We start from the raw sequence: 21,689 nt of genomic DNA on the forward strand, positions 1-21,689 counted from the left end.
GGTGCCGCCTGCTCGACCCCGGGCGAGGCCCACGACAGCGCTCACGAGGGCACCGCCGTGCGGATGTCCAGCGCCGTGGTCGCCGCGCGCAGACGCGGGTCGATGAGCGGCACGACGATGTCGACCACGGTGTTCACGACGACGAACGCCAGCGCACTCAACAGGATCACACCGGTGATCACGGGCAGATCGCGGTCGGTGATGGCCGTCAGCGTCACGCGCCCGATTCCCGGCCGTGCGAACACCGTCTCCACGAGCACCGCCCCACCGAGCAGTGAACCGACGAGGTAGGCGGCGAGTGTCAGACCGCCCACGCTCGCATGTCTCAATGTGTGGTGGACGCTCTCGCGGAGCGGCGTCGCCCCCCGCGCGCGCACGCTCAACAGGAACGGCTCCCGCTCGGCCGCCTCCACCCCGTCGCGCAGCACCTGCGACAGCAGAGCTGCGACCGGGAGCGCGAGGGTGACCGCCGGCAGCACGATCGCCGCGGCATCCCTCGCCCCCGACACCGGAAACCACCCGAGCTGGAACGAGAACACGCTCAACAGCACCAGGCCCGTCCAGAACACCGGCGACGAGAGCACAACGAGCTCGATCCCGGATGCCACGGCTCGCCCCGTCCGCCCGCGAACGAGCAGGGCGGATGCCAGAGCCAGCACCACCGCGATGACCAGGGCGAGCGTGGAGAGCTGCAGGGTCGGACCGAGCTGCCGACCGATGACCTCCACGACCGGGAGGCGCAGTTGGTACGACTCCCCGAGATCACCGCGGAGCAGCCGGCCCACGAACGCGTCGTACTGCTCGAAGACCGGTCGGTCCAGCCCCAGGTCGGCGCGGATCGCGTCCTTGACCGCGTCGCTCACCTGCGCCTGCGGCCCGAGCATCACCTCGACGGGGTCACCCGGGATGATGCGGAACGCCACGAACGCCAGCGTCGCCGCACCCCAGAGGACCAGAACGACGGATGCCACGATCCCGCCGAGGCGCGAGAAGATCGCGCGGGAGCGAGAGCGTGGCATCCGGGGTCTGTCGTCGGGCGGGGTCTCAGCCGACCGACGCGGTGGCGAACAGCGGACGACCGTAGAGGTCGAACGTCAGGCCGCTCACGTCAGGGCGCACGGCGCTGATCAGCGCGGGGCTGTACAGCGGCACGATGGCGGCGTGCTCGGCGTTCCACTGCTGCACCTGGGCGTACACGGCGTTGCGGGCCGCGGCGTCGGTGGTCGAGGCACCCTGCTCCAACAGCGCGTCGAGGGAGGGATCGCTCACCTGCGAGGCGTTCTGGAACCCGTCGGTTGCGAGGTGGCTCTGCAGCAGATCGGCGTCGACGCCCGAGAAGCCCCAATCGGTGACGTCGAAGGTCTTCGGGCCGTACTGCTCGTTGTAGGCGCCGGGCTCGAGCACCTCGCGCTGCAGGTCGAAGCCGACCGCCTTGAGGTCGCTCTGCACGGCGTTCGCGAGTGCGGCGCGATCGTCGGGCACCGGAGTCCACGCGATCCAGCGGGCGGTGAGGCGCTGGCCGTCCTTGGTGCGGATGCCGTCGGCATCCCGGCCCGTCCAGCCCGCCTCGTCGAGCAGGGCGTTCGCCGCCGACGGGTCGAAGGGCCAGGAGTTCTCGAGGCTCGCGTCGTAGCCGGGGGTGGTGGAGCCGAGGATGCTCCACGCACGCGGGTACTGGCCGAAGAAGATCTCCTGCACCGCGGTGTCGACGTCGATGGCACGGGTGAAGGCCTGGCGCACCTTCTGGTCGGCGAAGACGCCGTACTTCTCGTTGAGGAAGAGCGAGTAGGGCAGACCCGGGTACTCGAGCGACTCGACGGTGTCGTCGGCGGGAACCTGGCTGACGAGGTTCGGCGGCAGGTTCGTCACGACATCGGCCTGGCCGCTGGAAAGGGCGCCGACGCGCACCGAGGCCTCGGGCAGGATGTCGACGCGCAGCGTCTCGAAACTCGGCGCCCCGGTGCCGTCGGGGCCCCAGGTGTAGTCGTCGTTGCGGGTGTAGACGATGTCCTGGTCGGGCGTGTATTCGGTCAGCTCGAACGGGCCGGTTCCCACCGTGACGCCGGGGCCGCCGGCCTTGAGCTGGTCGGCCTTGGTCTCGAGCACGGCCGGGGAGTAGAACCCGAGCAGCGACGTGCTGGCGGCCTGAAGGAACGGTGCGTAGGGCTGCGAGAAGCGCACGCGCACGGTGTGGTCGTCAACCACGTCGGTGCCGCCGTACAGGTCGCCTCCGAGCATGGATGACGCCTGCGCCGACGCCGTCTCGGGATCGACGATGCGGTCGAAGTTCGCCTTCACGGCCGCCGCGTCGAAGGGCGTGCCGTCGTGGAAGGTCACGTCGTCGCGGAGCTGGAAGACGTAGCTCGCACCGCCGTCTTCGACTTCCCACGAGGTCGCGAGCCACGGCGAGAACGAGCCGTCGGCCTCCTGGTAGACCAGCGAGTCGAGCACGGCGCGCTGCACCATGGCCGACACATCGAGCTGGCTGGTCTGCGGGTCCATGTGCCCGGCCGAGAGGTTGGCGCCCTCGATCGCCCAGACGATCTCGCCGTCACCGGAGGCCTCGGGGTCGGACCCCGCGCACGCGGAGAGGGACAGGGCGGCGACAGCGGCGACGGCGACCGCCGTCAGCACGCGGCGGGTGTGCACAGAAGGCATGGAGAGACCTCGGAAATCTCGATGGGGAACCTCCAGCCTACCCGCGTTCCTGGACCCGGTGCGGAAACCCCGGCCTCCGCCCGCTCGCCCGCGGCGAACGCGCGACCACCGCGCGCACGGGTCGCCTCGTCGCGTGGGTGTCCACGACACCCGCACGATCTCCGACCGCTCCGTGGCGTCGTGGACACTCACGCGGCCACGAAGGCGCCCTGCCCGCGCCGCGGCCCCGCCCCCGGTATCGTGGATGCCACACCCTTCAGGCACGCTCACACAGTGCCGCCCATATCGCTCGAGGAGTACTCCCATGGCCACGATTCCCGACAAGCCCGCCCTGGAAGGCCTCGAGCAGAAGTGGGACGCCGCGTGGAACGAGCGCGGCACGTACGTCTTCGACCGCCTGCGCGCCGCCGAAGTCGGTCGCCAGGGCGTGTACTCCGTGGACACCCCGCCGCCGACGGCATCTGGAAGCCTGCACATCGGCCACGTGTTCTCCTTCACTCACACCGACGTGAAGGTGCGCTTCGAGCGCATGCGCGGCAAGACCGTGTTCTACCCGATGGGCTGGGACGACAACGGCCTGCCCACCGAGCGCCGTGTGCAGAACTACTACGGCGTGCGCTGCGACCCCTCGCTCCCCTACGACGCCGACTTCACCCCGCCGTTCGCCGGCGGCGACAACAAGAGCAGCAAGGCCGCCGACCAGGTGCCGATCAGCCGCCGCAACTTCATCGAGCTCTGCGAGCAGCTCACGATCGAGGATGAGAAGCAGTTCGAGGAGCTCTTCCGCGAGCTGGGACTCAGCGTCGACTGGACGCAGACCTACCGCACCATCTCCGACGACTCGATCCGCACGAGCCAGCTGGCGTTCCTGCGCAACATCGAGCGCGGCGAGGCGTATCAGTCGATGGCGCCGACCCTGTGGGACGTCGACTTCCGCTCGGCGATCGCCCAGGCCGAGCTCGAAGACCGCGACCAGCCCGCCGCCTACCACCGCGTGGGCTTCGCGAAGACCGACGGCTCCGGCGACGTCTTCATCGAGACCACCCGCCCCGAGCTGCTCGCCGCGTGCGTCGCTCTCGTGGCCAACCCCGACGACGAGCGCTACCAGCCCCTCTTCGGTACGACCGTGCGCACCCCGCTCTTCGATGTCGAGGTGCCGGTGCTCGCGCACCCGCTCGCGCAGAAGGACAAGGGATCGGGCATCGCCATGATCTGCACCTTCGGTGACGTGACCGACATCATCTGGTGGCGCGAGCTCGACCTTCCCAACCGCACGATCATCGGCAAGGACGGCCGGATCGTCGCCGAGGCTCCCGATGTCATCGTGACGGATGCCGCGAAGGCGGCGTACGACGAGCTCGCGGGCAAAACCGTGTTCAGCGCGAAGAAGCGCATCGTCGAGCTGCTGCAGGAATCCGGCGCCATGGAGGGGGCTCCGAAGCCCTTCACCCACCCCGTGAAGTTCTTCGAGAAGGGCGACCGTCCGCTCGAGATCGTCTCGACGCGCCAGTGGTACATCCGCAACGGTGCTCGGGATGCCGAGCTGCGCGAGCGCCTCGTGGCCCTCGGGCGCGAGATGTCGTGGCATCCCGACTTCATGCGCGTGCGCTTCGAGAACTGGACCAACGGTCTCACCGGCGACTGGCTCGTCTCGCGCCAGCGCTTCTTCGGTGTGCCGATCCCGGTCTGGTACGGCCTCGACGAGAACGGTGAGCGGGACTACTCCCGCGTGCTCACGCCCGACCTCGCCTCGCTCCCCGTCGACCCGACCACCGACGTGCCCCCGGGCTACACCGAAGACCAGCGGGGCGTGGCGGGCGGCTTCGACGCCGAGCGCGACATCCTCGACACCTGGGCGACCTCCTCGCTCACCCCGCAGCTGGCCGGCGGCTGGCAGCGCGACGAGGAGCTGTGGAACCTCGTGGCGCCGTTCGACCTGCGCCCGCAGGGCCAGGACATCATCCGTACCTGGCTCTTCTCGACCATGCTGCGCAGCGCCCTCGAAGACGACCGGAGCCCCTGGTCGGATGCCGCGATCTCGGGCTTCATCGTCGACCCCGACCGCAAGAAGATGTCGAAGTCGAAGGGCAACGTCGTCACGCCCGCCGACATCCTGAAGCAGCACGGCTCCGATGCGGTGCGCTACTGGTCGGCCTCCAGCCGCCTCGGCACCGACGCCGCGTTCGACCCGCAGAACCCCACCCAGGTGAAGATCGGTCGCCGTCTCGCGATCAAGCTGCTGAACGCGGCGAAATTCGTGCTGTCCTTCCCCGTCCCCGAGGGAGCCGAGGTCACGCACGCACTCGACGCGTCGATGCTCACAACCCTCGACACCGTCATCCGCGACGCGACCGCCGCCTTCGAGGCGTACGACCACGCGCGGGCGCTGGAGATCACGGAGTCGTTCTTCTGGACGTTCTGCGACGACTACCTCGAGCTGGTCAAGGAACGCGCGTACGACCAGTCCGACGTGGGTCAGGCGTCGGCGGCGCTCGCCCTGCGCACGGCCCTGTCGGCGCTCGTGCGCCTGTTCGCCCCCGTGCTGTCGTTCGCCGCGGAAGAGACCTGGTCGTGGTTCGAGGACGGCTCCGTGCACACCGCCGCGTGGCCCGAACCCCTCGGAATCGAGGGCGACCCGGCCGTGCTCACCGCCGTGAGCGCCGCGCTCATCGGCATCCGTCGCGCCAAGACCGAGGCGAAAGCCTCGCAGAAGACGGCCGTGACATCGCTGACGGTCGCCAGCCCGCACGTCGAGGCGCTGCGCCTCGCTGAGGGCGACCTGCGCGCCGTGGGGCGCATCGAGACCATCTCGTTCGCGCCGGGCGAGACCACCACCGTCACCGATATCGTGTTCGCACCCCAGGAGGACTGATGCAGCTCGGAACCCGTTGGACCGCCCGTGAGCAGCCGCCCAAAGCCGTTCCCGAGGCGCTGCACGCGCAGATCGCCGCAGTCGAAGAGGCACTGAATCCCGACGGGCTCAGCGCGCCCGCCCCGCGTTGGACGCTGACGTTCCTCGAGGGGCGCCCCGTCGCCGAGCTCGACACCGGGGTCATCGTGTCCCAGGATGCCGCGGGCGACATCGTCGTGCGCTACGACGACGACGACGAGTTCGCCTGAGCCGTCCGCTCGCCATGAAGCCCGCCGCGCCCTCCGGGGCGTCGGCGGGCTTCGTCGTGTGGCGCTTGCGATCCGTCGTTCCCGGGAGCGGAGGCTATTCGGGGGACGGAGGACGGCGCACGCGCCCGGGATCCTCCCCCGGCCGGAAGTCCTCCGCTCGGAGGCTCGCCTCGCCGTTCGCACTTGCGCGCACGGCGGGACCGACGTCCGGGAGCGGAGGAGTTTCCGGCGGCGGAAGACGGCGCACGCTCCCAGGATCCTCCGCCCATCGGAAGTCCTCCCCCCCGAATCCGTCGCTCGTGCTCGTAGGCTGGAACGATGACGGATGCCGTGACCAATCCCCTCCTCGCACCGCCCGCTCTCCCTTACGACCTTCCCCCGTACGGACGCATCCGGCCCGAGCACTACCTGCCCGCCTTCCACGAGGCGTTCGCCGCCCATCGCGCCGAGGTCGACGCCATCACCGCGCAGACCGACGAGCCCACGTTCGAGAACACCCTTCTCGCGCTGGAGCGCAGCGGCGTGCTTCTCGACCGTGTGGGGCGGACCTTCTACACCGTCACCTCTGCCGACGGCACCGCCGAGATCCAGGAGATCGAGGAGGAGCTGGCCCCCCTCATGGCCGCGCACAGCGACGCGATTCAGCTGGATGCCGCCCTGTTCGCGCGCATCGCGGAGGTGCACGCCCATCTCGACCGACTCGATCTCGATGCCGAGAGCCGCTACCTCGTGGAACGCCGTCACCGCGAGATGTCGCTGGCCGGCGCGGGGCTCGACGACACGCAGAAGGCGCGCCTGACCGACCTCAACCAGCGCCTCTCGGTCCTCACCACGACGTTCGAGAAGAACCTGCTCGCCGACACCAATGACCTGGCCGTCGTGTTCGACGACGCGGCCGAACTCGACGGCCTGGGCGCGGGCGAACTGTCGGCCGCGGCGCAGGCGGCGACCAGCCGAGGCCTGGACGGGCGGTACGTCGTCACCCTGACCCTGTACACCGGTCACCCCTACCTCGCGTCACTGACGAACCGCGAGAGCCGTCGACGGCTGCTCGAGGCGTCCCGCTCACGCGCCGCGCGCGGCAACGCCCACGACAACCGTGACGTCCTTCGCGAGATCGTGCGCGTGCGCGCGGAGCGCGCCGCCCTGCTCGGATACCCCTCGCACGCGGCCGCCGTCCTTGCGGACCAGACGGCGGGGTCTCCGGATGCCGCTCGCGACCTGCTCCGCCGACTCGCTGTGCCCGCCGCCGCCAACGCGCGTTCCGAGCAGGACGCTCTTCAGAAGATCGCCGATGCCGACGGCATCCGGATCGAGGCCGCCGACTGGGCCCTCTACACAGAGAAGGTGCGAGCCGAGCGGTACGACCTCGACCGCGCGGCGCTGCGCCCCTGGTTCGAGGCGGAGCGCGTCCTGCGCGACGGCGTCTTCTTCGCCGCCGAACAGCTGTACGGCGTGACCATCGCCGAACGTCACGACCTGCAGGGCTATCACCCCGAGGTGCGCGTGTTCGAGGTGCACAACGCCGACGGCAGCGAACTGGGCCTGTTCCTGCTCGACCTGTACACCCGCGACACCAAGCGCGGTGGCGCGTGGATGAACTCGATCGTCACGCAGTCGGCGCTGCGTGGCACAGCGCCCGTGGTGGTCAACAACCTCAACGTCAACAAGCCCGCACCGGGCACACCGACGCTGCTGACCCTCGACGAAGTCACGACGCTGTTCCACGAGTTCGGTCATGCTCTGCACGGGCTCTTCGCGACGGTCACCTACCCCCACTTCGCCGGTACCGCGGTGCACCGCGACTTCGTGGAGTTCCCCAGCCAGGTGAACGAGATGTGGATCCTCTGGCCCGAGATCCTGACGAACTACGCCCGCCACATCGACACCGACGAACCCCTCCCCGCTGACGTCGTCGAGCGCCTGCACGCGTCGGAGGCGTTCAATCAGGGCTTCGCCACGAGCGAGTACCTGGCGGCATCCTGGATCGATCAGGCGTGGCACGGCCTGTCCGTCGACGAGGCGTCGGCCGAGATCGACGTCGCCGAGTTCGAGGCCGCCGCTCTGGCCGACATCGGCCTCGACAACCCCGTCGTGCCCACCCGGTACGCCTCGACCTACTTCGCCCACGTGTTCTCAGGCGGGTACAGCGCGGGCTACTACTCGTACATCTGGAGCGAGGTGCTCGACGCCGACACCGTCGAGTGGTTCCGCGAGAACGGTGGCCTGCGCCGCGAGAACGGCGACCGGTTCCGGAACCGCCTGCTCGGCGTCGGCGGCTCGGGCGACCCGCTGGCAGCATACCGCGACTTCCGCGGACGCGACGCTGACATCCAGCCGCTGCTGGAGCGCCGCGGTCTCACGGGTTGAGGCGTTCCGCCGTGACCCTCGCCCTCTACGGGGTGGGTGGGCCACGGTGGTGAGCAACCGCGCGCTGTCAGCTGCCGAGCGACTCGACGAAGTCGCCGACGCGCTGCGCCAGCGCCGCCGGCACCTCGCCCGCGGTGAAATGCCCACCCTCTGAAAGGCGCTCGAACACCCGCAGGTCGCGGTAGAACGCCCGAGCCATCACCTCGGGATAGTCGGCCTCGTGGCGCTGGATGAAGACCGCGGCCGGCACGGTCGTCGTCGCCGTGGGGTCGGCAGCGGCGGAGTGGTGGTCGAAGTAGGGCCGGAACGAGGTCGCGATCGTCTGCGTCACCCAGTACAGGGTCACCTCGGTGAGGATCTTCTCGCGGGAGATGCGAACCTCCAGCGAGCGCGGATCGTCGGTGTCGACGTCGGCCCACTCGACGAACTTCTCGACGATCCACGCCAGCAGAGCCGCGGGCGAGTCGTTCAGCCCGACCGCCAGGGTGTCGGGCCGGGTGGCCTGGGCGTGGCTGTACGCGCCGCCCGATACGCGCTCGCGCTCCAGACGTGCGCGGAACGCCTGTACCTCGAGGGCCGCGGACAGGGTCTCGTCACTCGGGGCGGCGAAGTGGGGGTGCGTGGCGATGATGCCGGTCACCTGGTGCGGGTACCGCACCGCGAGAAGGTCGTTGATCGACGCCGAGACGTCTTCGCCGTAGGTGACATACGTCTCGTATCCGAGGTGCTCGGTCATGAGTTCGTGCACGGACCGCACCAGCCGGTCGTCGGTCATCGGCCCCTCCCGGTAGGGGGTCGAGAAGCCGAACCCGGGCAGACTGACGACTACGACGTGCATTCGAGACTGCAGACGCTCCGCGAAGTCGAGTTGCAGCGCGAAGGTGTGCGGCCACCCGTGCATGACGACCAGGGCGGGCGCCGCCGGGTCGGGCGCGCGGAGGTGCACGGCATGCAACGTCGCCCCCTCGACCTCGACGAGCACCTGGGGGTGCGCGTTCAGCCACTCCTCACGACCGCGCCAGTCGAAATCGGACCACGACTCCACCAGCTCGGCGAGGTAGTCGGCCGTCATGCCCGAGGCCGGTCGACCGGGGGAATCCGGGAGCAGCCGTGAACGACGCAGGCGCTCCCGCAGGTCGACGAGGTCGTGCTCGGGAACGGAGATCCGAAAGGGTGTGACGGTGGCCATGTCGCGAGGGTAGCGGCCACCTCCGACATCGCGTCCGACGCCGCGGTCGTCTGGTCACCGCCGGTGCGGGACCGCGTGCGCGGACGCCCGCGCTACGGGGCCGCCGTCATTCGAAACGCTCCCGATCTTCTCGCGCGAGACCAGCCGGGCGTTCGTGCGCTCAGGCGCTGCGGCGCTTCTGCGCGAGCACGATCGTCGGCTGCGCGCCGTCTTCGACGGAAGCGCGCGTGATGACGACCTTGGCGATGTCGTCGGCCGAGGGCACGTCGAACATGATCGGTCCGAGCACGTCTTCGAGGATGGCGCGGAGCCCGCGGGCGCCCGTCTTGCGCAGCACGGCGAGGTCGGCGATAGCACGCAGAGCGTCTTCATCGAACTCGAGCTGCACCCCGTCGATCTCGAACATGCGCTGGTACTGCTTGACCAAGGCGTTCCGAGGCGCCGTGAGGATCTCCATCAGCGCGTCCTGGTCGAGCGGAGACACGGATGCCACGACGGGCAGACGACCGATGAACTCGGGGATCAGGCCGAACTTGTGGAGGTCTTCCGGCAGCGCTTCGCTGAAGAGGTCGGGCGCGTCCTCCTTGCGGTGCAGCGGGGCACCGAAGCCGACGCCGTGCTTGCCGACACGCGCGGAGATGATCTCTTCGAGGCCCGCGAAAGCACCGGCGACGATGAACAACACGTTGGTCGTGTCGATCTGGATGAACTCCTGGTGCGGGTGCTTGCGTCCACCCTGCGGCGGGACGGAGGCGACCGTACCCTCGAGGATCTTCAGCAGCGCCTGCTGGACGCCTTCACCGGAGACATCGCGCGTGATCGAGGGGTTCTCGGCCTTACGGGCGATCTTGTCGACCTCGTCGATGTAGATGATGCCGGTCTCGGCGCGCTTCACGTCGAAGTCCGCGGCCTGCAGGAGCTTCAGCAGGATGTTCTCGACGTCTTCACCTACGTAGCCGGCCTCGGTGAGGGCCGTGGCATCCGCCACCGCGAAGGGCACGTTGAGGCGTTTCGCGAGCGTCTGCGCGAGATACGTCTTTCCACATCCGGTGGGACCGAGCAGCAGGATGTTGCTCTTGGCGATGTCGATCTCTTCGGCGCGGGCCTCAGCGGGCTGCAGCGTGCCGTGTGCGCGGATGCGCTTGTAGTGGTTGTAGACGGCGACGGCGAGGGCGCGCTTCGCGGCATCCTGACCGACGACATACTCCTCGAGGAAGGAGAAGATTTCGCGAGGCTTGGGCAGGTCGAACTCGGCGACGTCACCGGCCGTCGATTCGGCCATGCGCTCTTCGATGATCTCGTTGCACAACTCGACGCACTCGTCGCAGATGTACACGCCGGGACCGGCGATCAGCTGCTGAACCTGCTTCTGGCTCTTGCCGCAGAAGGAACACTTGAACAAGTCGGCGCTCTCACCGATGCGTGCCATGCCGGTTCCTCCCGTCACCCGGCCCCCGCCGGTGTGTAGTCGAGCCTAACCCGTGCCCGTACGAACCAAGGGCATTTACGACCGCGGCGATGTCATGATCGCCCAGGGCGGACGCGCGGCATCCGCTGACGCCCGCGATCCACCCATCCGCGGCGACGCAGCGTGCGTCGGGACGGCGTGTGCCTGACAACTCGGCTGCAGCCTGTCACCGTGATGCAGCGTCGGTGCGAACAGCGCGCCCGGAGTGCGACGGATGGCGCGCCGGCCGCACACGACGAAGCCCCGCAGACCCAGGAGGTCTGCGGGGCTTCGTGACGAGCAACGCGTCAGGCGGTGAGAGCCGCGGGCACGCGCTTGCGCGTGGTCAGCACCTGGTCGACGATGCCGTACTCCATCGCCTCGTGAGCGGAGAGGATCTTGTCGCGGTCGATGTCCTTGTTGATCTTCGCGACGTCCTGACCGGTGTGGTGCGCCATCGTGGCCTCGAGCCAGGTTCGCATGCGGAGGATCTCCTGCGCCTGGATCTCGATGTCGGACGCCTGCCCGTGGCCCGCCTCGCCCATGGCGGGCTGGTGGATCAGGATGCGGGCGTTCGGCAGGGCGAGACGCTTGCCGGGGGCGCCGGCGGCCAGCAGCACGGATGCCGCGGAGGCGGCCTGTCCGAGGACCACGGTCTGGATCTGCGGCGAGACGTACTGCATCGTGTCGTAGATCGCCGTCATGGCCGTGAACGAGCCACCGGGCGAGTTGATGTACATGATGATGTCGCGGTCGGGGTCCTGCGACTCGAGCACGAGCAGCTGGGCCATGACGTCGTCGGCCGAGGCGTCGTCGACCTGGACGCCCAGGAAGATGACGCGGTCCTCGAACAGCTTGTTGTAGGGGTCCTGGCGCTTGTAGCCGTAGGCCGTGCGCTCCTCGAACTGCGGGAGGACGTAGCGGCTGGAGGGCGTGTGCGCCGCAGCGCCGCCGAAGGTGGGGATGTTCATGTCGGTGTCCTTTTCCTCTCGCCTCAGACCGCTGCGGTTCCGCCGCCGCCGGTGACGTCGGTGGCGTGCTCGCGCATGTGGTCGACGAAGCCGTATTCGAGGGCCTCCTGCGCCGTGAACCAACGGTCACGGTCGCCGTCTTCGTTGATCTGCTCGACGCTCTTGCCCGTCTGCGCCGCAGTGATCTCGGCGAGGCGACGCTTCATGTCGAGGATGAGCTGCGCCTGCGTCTGGATGTCGCTCGACGTTCCGCCGAAGCCACCGTGCGGCTGGTGCAGCAGCACGCGGGCGTTGGGCGTGATGTAGCGCTTGCCCTTGGTGCCGCTGGTCAGCAGCAACTGACCCATCGACGCCGCCATGCCGATGCCGACGGTGACGATGTCGTTCGGCACGAACTGCATGGTGTCGTAGATCGCCATGCCGGCCGTGATCGAGCCGCCAGGCGAGTTGATGTAGAGGTAGATGTCCTTCTGCGGGTCTTCTGCCGCGAGCAGCAGGATCTTGGCGCAGATCTCGTTGGCGTTATCGTCGCGCACCTCGGAACCGAGCCAGATGATGCGGTCCTTCAGCAGCCTGTCGAAGACGCTCGTTGCCATAAGGGGTTCGGGCATGTGTGCTCCTCTTCCGGTGATCTTCAACGAATCTACCGGCGCGTTCCGGGGCGGGATGCCGTGTTCGCCGCGGGCGGATCAGCGCGGTTCTTCGGCGATTTCACGCGCGTATCCGGTCACCGACCGGGTATAGCGCGGCAGGTGCGGGGCGAGCGCCTGCAGAGCGACGGATACCGCCCGCTCGGGCTCCCCGTTCGACACCAGCGCGAGCGCGTAGAAGGCGGCCGCCGCGTCGTGCAGGTCGCCGCGCGGCTCGCGCTCGTACTCCGCGCGCAGCAGGGCCAGCGCTTCCGCCGTCTCACCGAGGTTGCGGATCGTGCTGGCGAGTTGGATGGTCGCACGCGTGCGACGCTCGTCGTCGAGACCGATCTGGAGCGCCCGGCGGTACAGCTCCTCCGCCTCCCGCTCACGCCCGGCCGAGTCGCGGGCCCCGGCCCGATCGAACAGCGCCACCGGGTCGTCCTGCGGACGCTCCGTAGCGAGCTCGTCGACGCGGGTGATGACGTCAGTGGGGTCGAGCGTTTCGTCGGCCCACACGGCATCCACGCGGCTCTGCCAGTCGTCCATGACGTCTCTCCACCCTCCTGGCGTCGTGCTGTCCTGTTGATTGTCCACAACACGCCGCATCACCGGGCCCCGCGCGGCGTGTCCTGGACACTCACCCGCGTTCTGGGCCCGTCCCGGCTCGCTCGCGCACCCCCGCCCCCGGGCCCCAAACCCCGTTGAGTGTCCAAGACACGCCGCTCGGGTGGCCGGCATGCGGCGTGGCGTGGACCCTCAACAGGGGTAGGCACGGCATCCGGGAACGAAAAAGGGGGCGGATGCCGTGGCATCCGCCCCCTCGACATGACTTACTCGCTGTCAGCGGCCTTGTCGGCGACCTTCTTCTTGGCGGGGGCGCGCTTCTTGGCGGGAGCCTTCGCGGGGGCTTCCTCGGCGGGCGCCTCTTCTGCCTCGACGACCGCGTCGGCGTCGGCCGCGGCGTCAGCGATCTCCTGCGCCTCTTCGACGACCTCGTCCTCGCCGTCGGTGGGCTCTTCGCCCTCGACGGCGACGAAGCCGGTCAGGTCGACGGGCTTGCCGTCGGTGTCGACGACCGTGACCTTGCCGAGCGCGATGGCCAGGGCCTTGTTGCGCGCGACCTCTCCGACGAGCGCGGGCAGCTGGTTGCCCTGCTGCAGCGCGTTGACGAAGTCCTGCGGCGCCATGTTGTACTGCGCGGCCGACTGGATGAGGTACTGGGTCAGCTCGTCCTGCGAGACCTGGACGTTGGCGTCTTCGGCGATCTTGTCGAGGACCATCTGCGTGCGGAACTGCTTCTCGCTCGCCTCGGTCACCTCGGCGCGGTGCTCGTCGTCTTCGAGGCGGTTCTCACCCTCGAGGTGGCTGTGCACCTCGTCTTCGATGAGCGCCGGCGGCACGGGGATCTCGACGGCCTCGAGCAGGGCTTCGATGAACTTGTCGCGCGCGGCGGCACCCTGCGTGAACACCGACTGCTGCGAGACACGCTCGTTGAGCGACTCGCGGAGTTCGGCGATCGTGTCGAACTCGGATGCCATCTGGGCGAAGTCGTCGTCAGCGTCGGGAAGCTCGCGCTCCTTGACGGCCTTGATGGTCACGGCCACCTCGGCCTCTTCACCGGCGTGGTCGCCGCCGACGAGCTTCGAGCGGAACGTGGTCTCTTCGTCGGCCGTGAGCGACTCGATGGCCTCGTCGATGCCCTCGAGCAGCTCGCCGGAGCCGATCTCGTACGACACGCCCTCGGCGCGGTCGATCTCGGCACCGTCGATGGTGGCGACGAGGTCGAGCTCGACGAAGTCACCGGTCGTCGCGGGACGGTCGACGGTGACGAGCGTGCCGAAACGGGCGCGCAGCTTGTCGAGCTCGGCGTCGATGCCGGCCTCGTCGACCTCGGCGGCGTCGACGGTCACCGTGATGGTGTCGTACGCGGGCAGGTCGAACTCGGGGCGCACGTCGACCTCGACGTCGACGATCAGGTCGCCCGAGAAGTCCTTCAGCGCGGGCAGTTCGATGATCTCGGCGTTGGGGCGACCGATCACGCGCAGGTCGTTCGCCTCGACGGCCGCGCGGTAGAACCCGTCGAGCCCTTCGTTGACGGCGTGCTCGATGACGGCGCCGCGGCCCATGCGCTGGTCAATGATGGGCGCGGGCACCTTGCCCTTGCGGAAGCCGGGGATCTGCACGTCTTTGGCGATGTGCTCGTAGGCGTGCGCGATGCTCGGCTTGAGCTCGTCGGGCGAGACCGTGATGTGGAGCTTGACCCGGGTGGGGCTGAGCTTCTCGACGGTGCTGTTGACCATGCGGTTCGTTCTCCTCGTGTGGCCCGCGCGCACGCGGGGGCCGGCTAGGCCTGTGGTCTGTGGGGCCGTGACGTCGGGGCGACAGGATTTGAACCTGCGGCCTCCCGCTCCCAAAGCGGGCGCTCTACCAAGCTGAGCTACGCCCCGGGGCGGCGCGCGGCACGCGCCGACGAAACGACCGCTGAAAGTCTAGTCGATCGGCCTGAGCGCGCAGGTCTCGCCATACAGGAACCGGCGGAGACGCCCGTGGGTCGCGTTCGCACCACCCGCGCGCGTGTCGTAGAGTGGTCGAGTTCGAGTTCGTCGTCCCGCTCAGGATGCCGAAATTCGGGGCTGTAGCTTAGTGGTAAAGCCTCTGTCTTCCAAACAGATGATGCGAGTTCGATTCTCGTCAGCCCCTCCACATCTTCGTCGAAGCAACGTTCGTCCCTCGGATGACCCTGTTACGGTCGAGAGCGCTGATCGCCGTCTCGGAGGCTCAGTCCGCGCCGTTCAGCTGCCGCCAGCTCTCCAGGGTTCGAAAGCGCATATAGGGCCGCGCGGTCTCAGCCGTCATCTCGAGAAGGCGGCGTTGGCGAGCGCGAAGCAACCACCCGCGACCAGGGTGATGCCCGTCCAGACGAGGGCGGCTCGCCATTTCGCGGAGGTCGCACACCAAAAAATGGTCGCTGTGAGCGCCGCAATCATCACCCACCAGGTCGCCTGCGTCCACCACCACGCGATCGGCGCCACGTCGCCTGCGCCGACCATGGCGTACCCGTACGTTACGGCCAGCGTGACGAAGCCTGAGACGGCCACCAACGCCCACGCGACACCGACATACACGCCCCACGGTCGCCACTGGTCGGAAAGCGGCCCCTCCTCGATCGCCCGCCGCACATCCTCTGGGAGATCGAGCTCGGTCGGCATCATGCTGAGTCGGCGTGCGGTCTTCTCATCCGCGCCCACTCGCCGCAGCATCTCGGAGTAGGCGCGAAGCTCTGGGCGGTGCGCACCCTCGTCGAGCGCGATGGCGAACCGACCGGCCTGATCCGGATGGCCGAGTTGACGGTAGGCCCGCACCACCTCTGCACGAGTGACCGCGTCGGCGGGGTCGTCACGCAACCGCGCCTTCAACGCGCCCAGCGCCTCCCGGCGCGACGACCGGTCGTCGTCTGACCAGTTCTCAGGCACTCGTAACGGGAACATGCGTTCATTATGTTCGTGCGCCGATCGTCACCCGCGACGCGTCCATGACGCCCGCCCCGTCCGCTGTCCGTTCACTTGCCGCGAAATCTCAGAACAGGGGGCAGCGACGGTTCGTCTTACTTATGACACCGCACGGAACGACTCCGGCAGGATGACGTTCTCCCCGGCATCCGCGAAGAAGCCCGCGACCTGGTTCGGGCGGTACCCGGCGATCCCGCACCCCACCTCGGTGACGAGGAACCGCAGGTCAGGACGCGCGGCCGCGAAGGCGACGAACCGTCGCGCCTGCTCCTCGAACACCGTCAGCCCCGACATCGTGTCGATGCCGTACGACCGGCCCTGCAGTCCTTCGCTCTGCCCCCAGACGGCGCCGAAGCGGTCGAGGGCGAAGCGTGCCGCTCCCCCGCCGTGCGCTCCGGAAGCGTTCGATCCGAAGACGAAGATCTCCCCCGGCTGCAATGACGTGATGTGCATGGCGCGAGCATACGGACCGAACCGCATCCCGCAAGGGGCTTCACTCGCCGAGTACCGGCGGTTCACCGACGGGCAGCGCCGAACGATGCCGACCGCTGTGTGCGACGTAGGTCTGTGCGTTCCGCAGGATCTTCTCGCGCTCCTCGTCGGTGAGCGCCCGGCGCACCTTGGCGGGGACTCCGGCGACGAGGGAACCCGCCGGCACCACCGTGCCCTCGAGCACGACCGCGCCCCCGGCCACGAGGCATCCGGGTCCGATCTCGGCTCCTGAGAGCACGACGCTGCCCATTCCGATGAGCGATCCGTCGCCGATGGTGCACCCGTGCACGACGGCGTTGTGCCCGACGGATACATCGGTCCCGATGCGCACGGGGCGTCCGGCGTCGACGTGCACCGACACGTTGTCCTGGAGGTTGCTGCGCGCCCCGACCGTGATCGACGCGCTGTCCGCTCGAAGGACGGCGTTGTACCAGACGCTCGCGCCTTCGCCGAGGTGCACCTCCCCCACGATCCGCGCACCGGATGCCACGAACGCGGTGGCATGGATGGCGGGTGCGGCGTCGGGGAGGGCGAGCACGGTGGCATCCGGGGCGATCGTCATGCGAGCGACCCTATCCACCCCCGCCGACGCCGTCGCGAATGCCGTCTGAGAGTAGGTGAGGATTGCCTACTCACCAGGGATTTAGCCGAGCCTCATCTTGCTTGCGGAATGGAACAGAGTGAGTAGCGTTCTTTACATCAGACTTCGAACGTCGCCTAAGGAGCAAAAATGAGCATCGTTCAGACCCCCGCCGCCACCACCGTCGACCCGACCATGGCCGCCGGCACCGCCCAGTTCCTCTCCCCCGTCGTGATCGGCCTCGAGGCGCTCGTCGTCAACGGCAAGCAGGCCCACTGGCACGTGCGCGGATCCAACTTCATCGGCGTGCACGAGCTGCTCGACACGGTCGTCGCCCACGCACAGGACTGGGCCGACCTCGCCGCAGAGCGCATCGTCGCCCTGGGCCTGCCGATCGACGCCCGCCTGTCGACCGTCGCCGCCAAGGCCAAGGCCACCGAGGTGCCCGCCGGCTTCGCACAGTCCGACGTCGTCATCCGCGCCGTCATCGCCGACATCGACGCCGTGCTGGTCGACCTCGAGGCCGCCATCGAGGGCCTCAACGAGGTCGACATGTCGAGCCAGGACGTCGCCATCGAGATCAAGCGCGGTCTCGACAAGGACCGCTGGTTCCTCTTCGCGCACCTCGCCGCGTAAGGCGTTCGTTCTGAAGGGGGCGGTGCCTCGGCACCGCCCCCTTCGTCGTCCCCGCGGACGATCGCGCGAGAGGTCAGCACGTGTCGCCGAGCGGATGCTGAGGCGACGCTTCTCGACCCGGCGCGCGCGGGACTCAGCCGCCGTGCGTGATGCGACCGGAGATCAGCGTCGTGCGCACCGGCATCGCCCGCAGACTCCGCTCGTCGGCGGTCAGCGGGTCTGCTCCGACGATGACGAGATCCGCCAGCGCACCGGGTGAGATCTCGGCCGGAGCCGTCGACCCGCCGGCGGTGGATGCTGCGATAGCCGTTCCGATGTCGACCCGCTGGTGCGGGTGCCAGGCGTCGCGCCCGTCGCGCGTGCGGAACACCGCCGACGCCATCGCCGCCCACGGATCGAGCGACGCCACCGGGGCGTCGGACCCGAAGCGCACGTTCGCGCCGCTGTCGACCAGGGTTCGCAGCGGGTACGGCTGCGCGGACTGCTCCGCCCAGATGGCATCCGTCATGTCGCGGTCGTCCAGCGCGTGCTCGGGCTGAACGCTCGCCGCCACCCCCAGTCGCGCGAAGCGCGGGATATCGGCGTGGGCGACCAGCTGCGCGTGCTCGATGGTGCCGACGGCGCCGCTGAGCGCGTACGCGTCGAGAGCGTGGCTGTTGGCGACGTCGCCGATCGCATGGATGGCGCATTCCAGCCCCGCCGCCGTCGCCCGCGTCATCATCTCGACCAGCTCGTCGGGTGCCACGGTCAGCAGGCCGTGGTTGTCGACGTCGCCCGGGTAGTGGTGCGCGCACGCGGCGGTGCGCGTCCCGAGCGATCCGTCGGTGATCGCCTTCAGCGGTCCGACACGTATCAGGTCGTCGACCGCGCCGCGCACGAGGTCTCCCGTGCGGAGGCCCTCGGCGATCGCCCGATCCAGGTGCTGCGGATACGTGCCGTACGACACGCGCACCGCGTCGAACCCGCGCGCCGCGCGACGTTGCCACGGTCCGTCGTTCCACGTCATGTCGAGATCGACCAGGCCCACGATCCCGCGAGCGGCGGCTGCGCGCGCCATGCGCTCCACGGCGCGGTCGGCAACGTCGGGGTCCACCGCGTTCAGGCGACGCGAGACCTCGAAGGCGTCCTCCTCGCGCAGCATTCCGGATGCCACGGGCGCGAAGCCCTCGCGTCGGAAGGCCGCGGAGTTCAGCCAGACACTGTGCACGTCGGCGTTGATGAGATAGGTCGGGACGACGCCGGTGCTGTCATCCAGCATCTCGAGGCTCGGCGCGTCGGTCCACAGGCCGTCGCGGAATCCGACGCCGACGCGGCATCCGTCGCTCGCCGTCGCCGCGCCCATGACGGCAGCCGCCTCGCGCGCCGACGAGACTCCGCCGAGCGGTACGCGATCGGCGACGAGCGCCCACTGGAGCGCGTGGACGTGGTGGTCCCAGAGCCCCGGGAGCAGCCAGCCGCCCTCGCCGTCGATGACGAGACCGGTCGGACGCAGATTGCCGGTGGGCGCGATGTCGGCGATGCGACCGCCCGCGATGACGATGTCGACCGGTTCATCGGTGGGGAGGAACTCGCGGCCCGGACCCGCGACGCGCACCGCGCGGAGGAACCCCGCGCTCTCGCCGATCACGGGCGCACCCGCGCGTCGGCCGCCCGACGCATCTCGGCCGCGAGCTCGGGGTTCTGTGCGGACACGCCCTGGATCACCGTATCGACCACCTCGGCTCTCTTGTTCTGGCTGAGCTTGCGCTTGGCGGTGACCCGCGTGGGCGTCAGGCGGAAGCCGACCGTCCCGCGCTCGAGCCGCTCCACGAACGCGGCGTCGTTGGGCAGCGCGTACAGGCCGCGCGCGTCGGCGTCGTCGCCCTCGAAGCGGGCGACCAGCCGCTCGAGCACGCGCAGGTTCTCGTCCGGCGTGAGCAGTTCCGGGATGCCGGACAGGTGCGCCGACACGAAGTTCCACGTCGGCACGGCCGGGACGTCGCCGTACCAGCGGGGTGTGACGTAGCCGTGGGGGCCCTGTACGACCACGAGCAGTTCGCGATCCCCGAGCCCCAGGATGAGGTCGTCGGGTTTGCCGACGTGACCGACGATGGTGAGGTCGTCGCGTTCGTCGTCGAGCATGACGGCATAGTGCGAGGCGACGAGCCCGTCGTCGGTCTGACTGACGAGAGTGACCCACGGGTGGCGGTCGATCAGGCGTCGGATCTCACCGACGTCGGTCATCGCGAAGCTGGGGTTCTGACGCACCGGTTCAGCCTAGAACGCCGGTCCCGGTGGCTTCGACAGGCTCAGCCACCGTCCGTGGCAGGTCCTCGTCGCCGCCGCGCTCCGCCGAGTCACGAACCCAGGTCCCTGAGCCTGTCGAAGGGCCGGAACTCCGCGCGCCCGGCGGCTCCGACAGGCTCAGCCACCTCCGCCGGGACCCCGCGCGCCCGGCGGCTCCGACGAGCTCAGCCGCCTCCGCCGGAACCCCCGTGCGACCTCACGCCTGGCAGTTCGGGCACCAGTAGAGCTTGCGCCCCGCCGCCTCCTCCATCACGATCGCGGTTCCGCACACGCGGCAGGGCAGGCCCGCGCGGTGGTAGACCCAGTGCCGGTCATCGCGGTGGGCCATGGCGCGGCGGTAGGCCGCGGGGTCGAGGTCGTCCATGGTCATCATCTGACCCGTCTCGACACCGACGGGCAGCAGTCGCGCCCAATCGCGCCAGATGCCGCGCACGACCTCTTCGGGCACCTCCCGTCCGGGGGTGTGGGGGTTCTGTCGCGCACGGAACAGCAACTCGGCGCGATAGACGTTGCCGATTCCGCTGACCACCGCCTGGTCCATCAGCAGCAGTCCGATCGCCGTCGGCTTCTTCTTCACCGTGGCGGTGAAAAGTTCCTCCCCCTCGGCGACATCGTCGACGAGAGGATCGGGGCCGAGCTTGGCGATGACCGCGGCGATCTCGTCGGGCGTCTGCAGCACGCACGCCGTCGGCCCCCGCAGATCGGCGCAGGTCGTCTCGGTGAGAAGACGCAGGCGCACCGCGCCCACGACCGGCGGCGGCCATTCGGTCTGCTCGTCGAGCCCGGTGGTCTGCTCCGACATGCGCACGCGGGCGCGACGCGGGGCGCCGATCGAGCTGAGGGAGTTCTCGCCGGCGGCATCCATGATGGCGTCGTCGATCACCGTTCCGCGCTGGTTCGTCTGACCCATGCGACCGTTGGACGACGCGATCGTCGCATCGACCGATACGTCGCCGGAGAAGTCCCAGGCGCCGTACATCCCCAGGTGCACGCGCAGCCAGACATCTCCGTCGAAGAGCAGGAACATCTGCTTGGCGACGGCCCGCACCTCGAGCGCCTCGCGCCCGTCGATGACCTCTGCCCCCTCGACGAAACGGCCCTGGGGACTGGACGCCACGACCGTGCGGCCCACGATGTTGCGCTCGAACTGTCGGGCGATGCGGTGGACGGAATGCCCTTCGGGCATCAGCCTGCCTCGGGGTCGAACGAGTCGCTGGCGTCGGTCATGGTGTTCTCGGACGCGCCCGCCCGGGGATCGGGCAGGAGCACCCCGTCTTGCTCGAAGGCGGCGAGTTGCCCGATGCGGCGTGCGTGACGCTCTTCACCCGAGAACGGGGTCGCGATGAAGCGGTCGATGAACGAGCTCGCCTCGTCGAACGAGTGCTGGCGCGCGCCGATCGAGATGACGTTGGCGTCGTTGTGCTCGCGGGCGAGCTCGGCCGTGGAGATGTTCCACACGAGGGCTGCGCGCACGCCGAGCACCTTGTTGGCGGCGATCTGCTCGCCGTTGCCCGAGCCGCCGAACACCACGCCGAGGGCGTCAACGCCCGCAGCCTGGTCGCGGACGACCGCTTGCGCTGCTCGGATGCAGAAGGCGGGGTAGTCGTCGAGCGGGTCGTACTCGACGGGCCCGTGGTCGATCACCTCGTGCCCCTGCGAGGCGAGGTGGTGCTGGATCTGGGTGGAGAACTCGAGACCGGCGTGATCGGTGCCGATGTGGATGCGCATGAGGGAATCCTATTGAGGATCACCGACATCGCGGGGCGGATACGCCGACGCCGCCCGCCCCCCTCGAGGGA

19 protein-coding genes and 2 tRNA genes are annotated in these 21,689 nt (G+C 69.2%); 5 read left to right on the forward strand and 16 right to left on the reverse strand.

What is annotated here, in order from left to right; all coding sequences use genetic code 11:
- Positions 1-41 precede the first annotated feature (41 nt).
- Complete coding sequence (locus RWP81_RS01385; RefSeq protein ID WP_314451532.1) at positions 42-1,019, reverse strand: ABC transporter permease; 978 nt, start codon at positions 1,017-1,019, stop codon at positions 42-44.
- 25 nt (positions 1,020-1,044) lie between these two features.
- Positions 1,045-2,658, reverse strand: coding sequence for an ABC transporter substrate-binding protein (locus tag RWP81_RS01390; RefSeq protein WP_314451534.1), 1,614 nt, complete (start codon positions 2,656-2,658; stop codon positions 1,045-1,047).
- A 304-nt stretch (positions 2,659-2,962) separates the two neighbouring features.
- Here RWP81_RS01390 and valS point away from each other — a divergent pair, with 304 nt between their 5' ends.
- From valS to RWP81_RS01405, 3 genes are all read left to right on the forward strand, one after another.
- A complete protein-coding gene (gene valS, locus RWP81_RS01395; RefSeq protein ID WP_314451536.1) occupies positions 2,963-5,530 on the forward strand; it encodes a valine--tRNA ligase in 2,568 nt (855 codons plus the stop codon).
- Complete coding sequence (locus tag RWP81_RS01400; protein ID WP_243222276.1) at positions 5,530-5,778, forward strand: hypothetical protein; 249 nt, start codon at positions 5,530-5,532, stop codon at positions 5,776-5,778. The genes valS and RWP81_RS01400 overlap by 1 nt, the downstream gene beginning before the upstream one ends.
- 318 nt (positions 5,779-6,096) lie before the next feature.
- Positions 6,097-8,148, forward strand: a complete 2,052-nt coding sequence (locus RWP81_RS01405; RefSeq protein ID WP_314451539.1) for a M3 family metallopeptidase — start codon at positions 6,097-6,099, stop codon at positions 8,146-8,148.
- A 67-nt stretch (positions 8,149-8,215) separates the two neighbouring features.
- Here RWP81_RS01405 and RWP81_RS01410 read toward each other — a convergent pair whose 3' ends face one another.
- The 7 genes from RWP81_RS01410 to RWP81_RS01440 all read right to left on the reverse strand — a co-directional run bounded on the left by RWP81_RS01410 (position 8,216) and on the right by RWP81_RS01440 (position 14,834).
- Positions 8,216-9,337, reverse strand: a complete 1,122-nt coding sequence (locus tag RWP81_RS01410) for an epoxide hydrolase (protein WP_314451541.1) — start codon at positions 9,335-9,337, stop codon at positions 8,216-8,218.
- 160 nt (positions 9,338-9,497) lie between these two features.
- Positions 9,498-10,766, reverse strand: coding sequence for an ATP-dependent Clp protease ATP-binding subunit ClpX (gene clpX, locus RWP81_RS01415; RefSeq protein ID WP_314451543.1), 1,269 nt, complete (start codon positions 10,764-10,766; stop codon positions 9,498-9,500).
- A 326-nt stretch (positions 10,767-11,092) separates the two neighbouring features.
- The gene (locus tag RWP81_RS01420; RefSeq protein ID WP_314451545.1) at positions 11,093-11,755 is read right to left on the reverse strand and encodes an ATP-dependent Clp protease proteolytic subunit; all 663 of its coding nucleotides are present in this window, start codon (positions 11,753-11,755) and stop codon (positions 11,093-11,095) included.
- 23 nt (positions 11,756-11,778) lie between these two features.
- Entirely contained in the window at positions 11,779-12,366 is a 588-nt protein-coding gene (locus tag RWP81_RS01425) for an ATP-dependent Clp protease proteolytic subunit (protein ID WP_055954298.1), read from the reverse strand.
- Between the two features lie 78 nt (positions 12,367-12,444).
- Positions 12,445-12,933 carry a tetratricopeptide repeat protein gene (locus RWP81_RS01430; protein ID WP_314451547.1) on the reverse strand — a complete coding sequence of 163 codons (489 nt, stop codon included), beginning with the start codon at positions 12,931-12,933 and terminating at the stop codon, positions 12,445-12,447.
- 284 nt (positions 12,934-13,217) lie between these two features.
- Positions 13,218-14,687, reverse strand: coding sequence for a trigger factor (gene tig / locus RWP81_RS01435; RefSeq protein WP_314451549.1), 1,470 nt, complete (start codon positions 14,685-14,687; stop codon positions 13,218-13,220).
- A gap of 73 nt (positions 14,688-14,760) precedes the next feature.
- A tRNA-Pro gene (locus RWP81_RS01440) sits at positions 14,761-14,834 on the reverse strand.
- Positions 14,835-15,016: 182 nt separating this feature from the next.
- On the opposite strand from RWP81_RS01440, the gene RWP81_RS01445 reads away from it, so the two are divergent.
- Positions 15,017-15,090: transfer RNA gene (locus RWP81_RS01445), tRNA-Gly, on the forward strand.
- Between the two features lie 149 nt (positions 15,091-15,239).
- Here the strand turns inward: RWP81_RS01445 and RWP81_RS01450 are convergent.
- The 3 genes from RWP81_RS01450 to RWP81_RS01460 all read right to left on the reverse strand — a co-directional run bounded on the left by RWP81_RS01450 (position 15,240) and on the right by RWP81_RS01460 (position 16,950).
- Entirely contained in the window at positions 15,240-15,875 is a 636-nt protein-coding gene (locus tag RWP81_RS01450) for a hypothetical protein (RefSeq protein WP_314451550.1), read from the reverse strand.
- A 120-nt stretch (positions 15,876-15,995) separates the two neighbouring features.
- Positions 15,996-16,349, reverse strand: coding sequence for a hypothetical protein (locus RWP81_RS01455; protein ID WP_314451552.1), 354 nt, complete (start codon positions 16,347-16,349; stop codon positions 15,996-15,998).
- A 40-nt stretch (positions 16,350-16,389) separates the two neighbouring features.
- Complete coding sequence (locus RWP81_RS01460) at positions 16,390-16,950, reverse strand: gamma carbonic anhydrase family protein (protein ID WP_314451553.1); 561 nt, start codon at positions 16,948-16,950, stop codon at positions 16,390-16,392.
- A gap of 168 nt (positions 16,951-17,118) precedes the next feature.
- Here RWP81_RS01460 and RWP81_RS01465 point away from each other — a divergent pair, with 168 nt between their 5' ends.
- Entirely contained in the window at positions 17,119-17,604 is a 486-nt protein-coding gene (locus RWP81_RS01465; RefSeq protein ID WP_314451555.1) for a DNA starvation/stationary phase protection protein, read from the forward strand.
- A 133-nt stretch (positions 17,605-17,737) separates the two neighbouring features.
- Here the strand turns inward: RWP81_RS01465 and RWP81_RS01470 are convergent, their stop codons facing one another.
- The 4 genes from RWP81_RS01470 to RWP81_RS01485 form a co-directional block, all read right to left on the reverse strand.
- The gene (locus RWP81_RS01470) at positions 17,738-19,231 is read right to left on the reverse strand and encodes an amidohydrolase (protein WP_399540521.1); all 1,494 of its coding nucleotides are present in this window, start codon (positions 19,229-19,231) and stop codon (positions 17,738-17,740) included.
- Positions 19,228-19,851 carry an FMN-binding negative transcriptional regulator gene (locus tag RWP81_RS01475; protein ID WP_314451557.1) on the reverse strand — a complete coding sequence of 208 codons (624 nt, stop codon included), beginning with the start codon at positions 19,849-19,851 and terminating at the stop codon, positions 19,228-19,230. Before RWP81_RS01475 ends, RWP81_RS01470 begins: the two co-directional genes overlap by 4 nt.
- A 235-nt stretch (positions 19,852-20,086) precedes the next feature.
- Positions 20,087-21,076 carry a DNA-formamidopyrimidine glycosylase family protein gene (locus tag RWP81_RS01480; protein ID WP_314451559.1) on the reverse strand — a complete coding sequence of 330 codons (990 nt, stop codon included), beginning with the start codon at positions 21,074-21,076 and terminating at the stop codon, positions 20,087-20,089.
- Entirely contained in the window at positions 21,076-21,618 is a 543-nt protein-coding gene (locus RWP81_RS01485) for a ribose-5-phosphate isomerase (protein ID WP_314451561.1), read from the reverse strand. The genes RWP81_RS01480 and RWP81_RS01485 overlap by 1 nt, the downstream gene beginning before the upstream one ends.
- Positions 21,619-21,689: the final 71 nt, after the last annotated feature.

Origin of the sequence: uncultured Microbacterium sp. (assembly GCF_963521695.1) — a bacterium.
Lineage (GTDB): Bacteria > Actinomycetota > Actinomycetes > Actinomycetales > Microbacteriaceae > Microbacterium.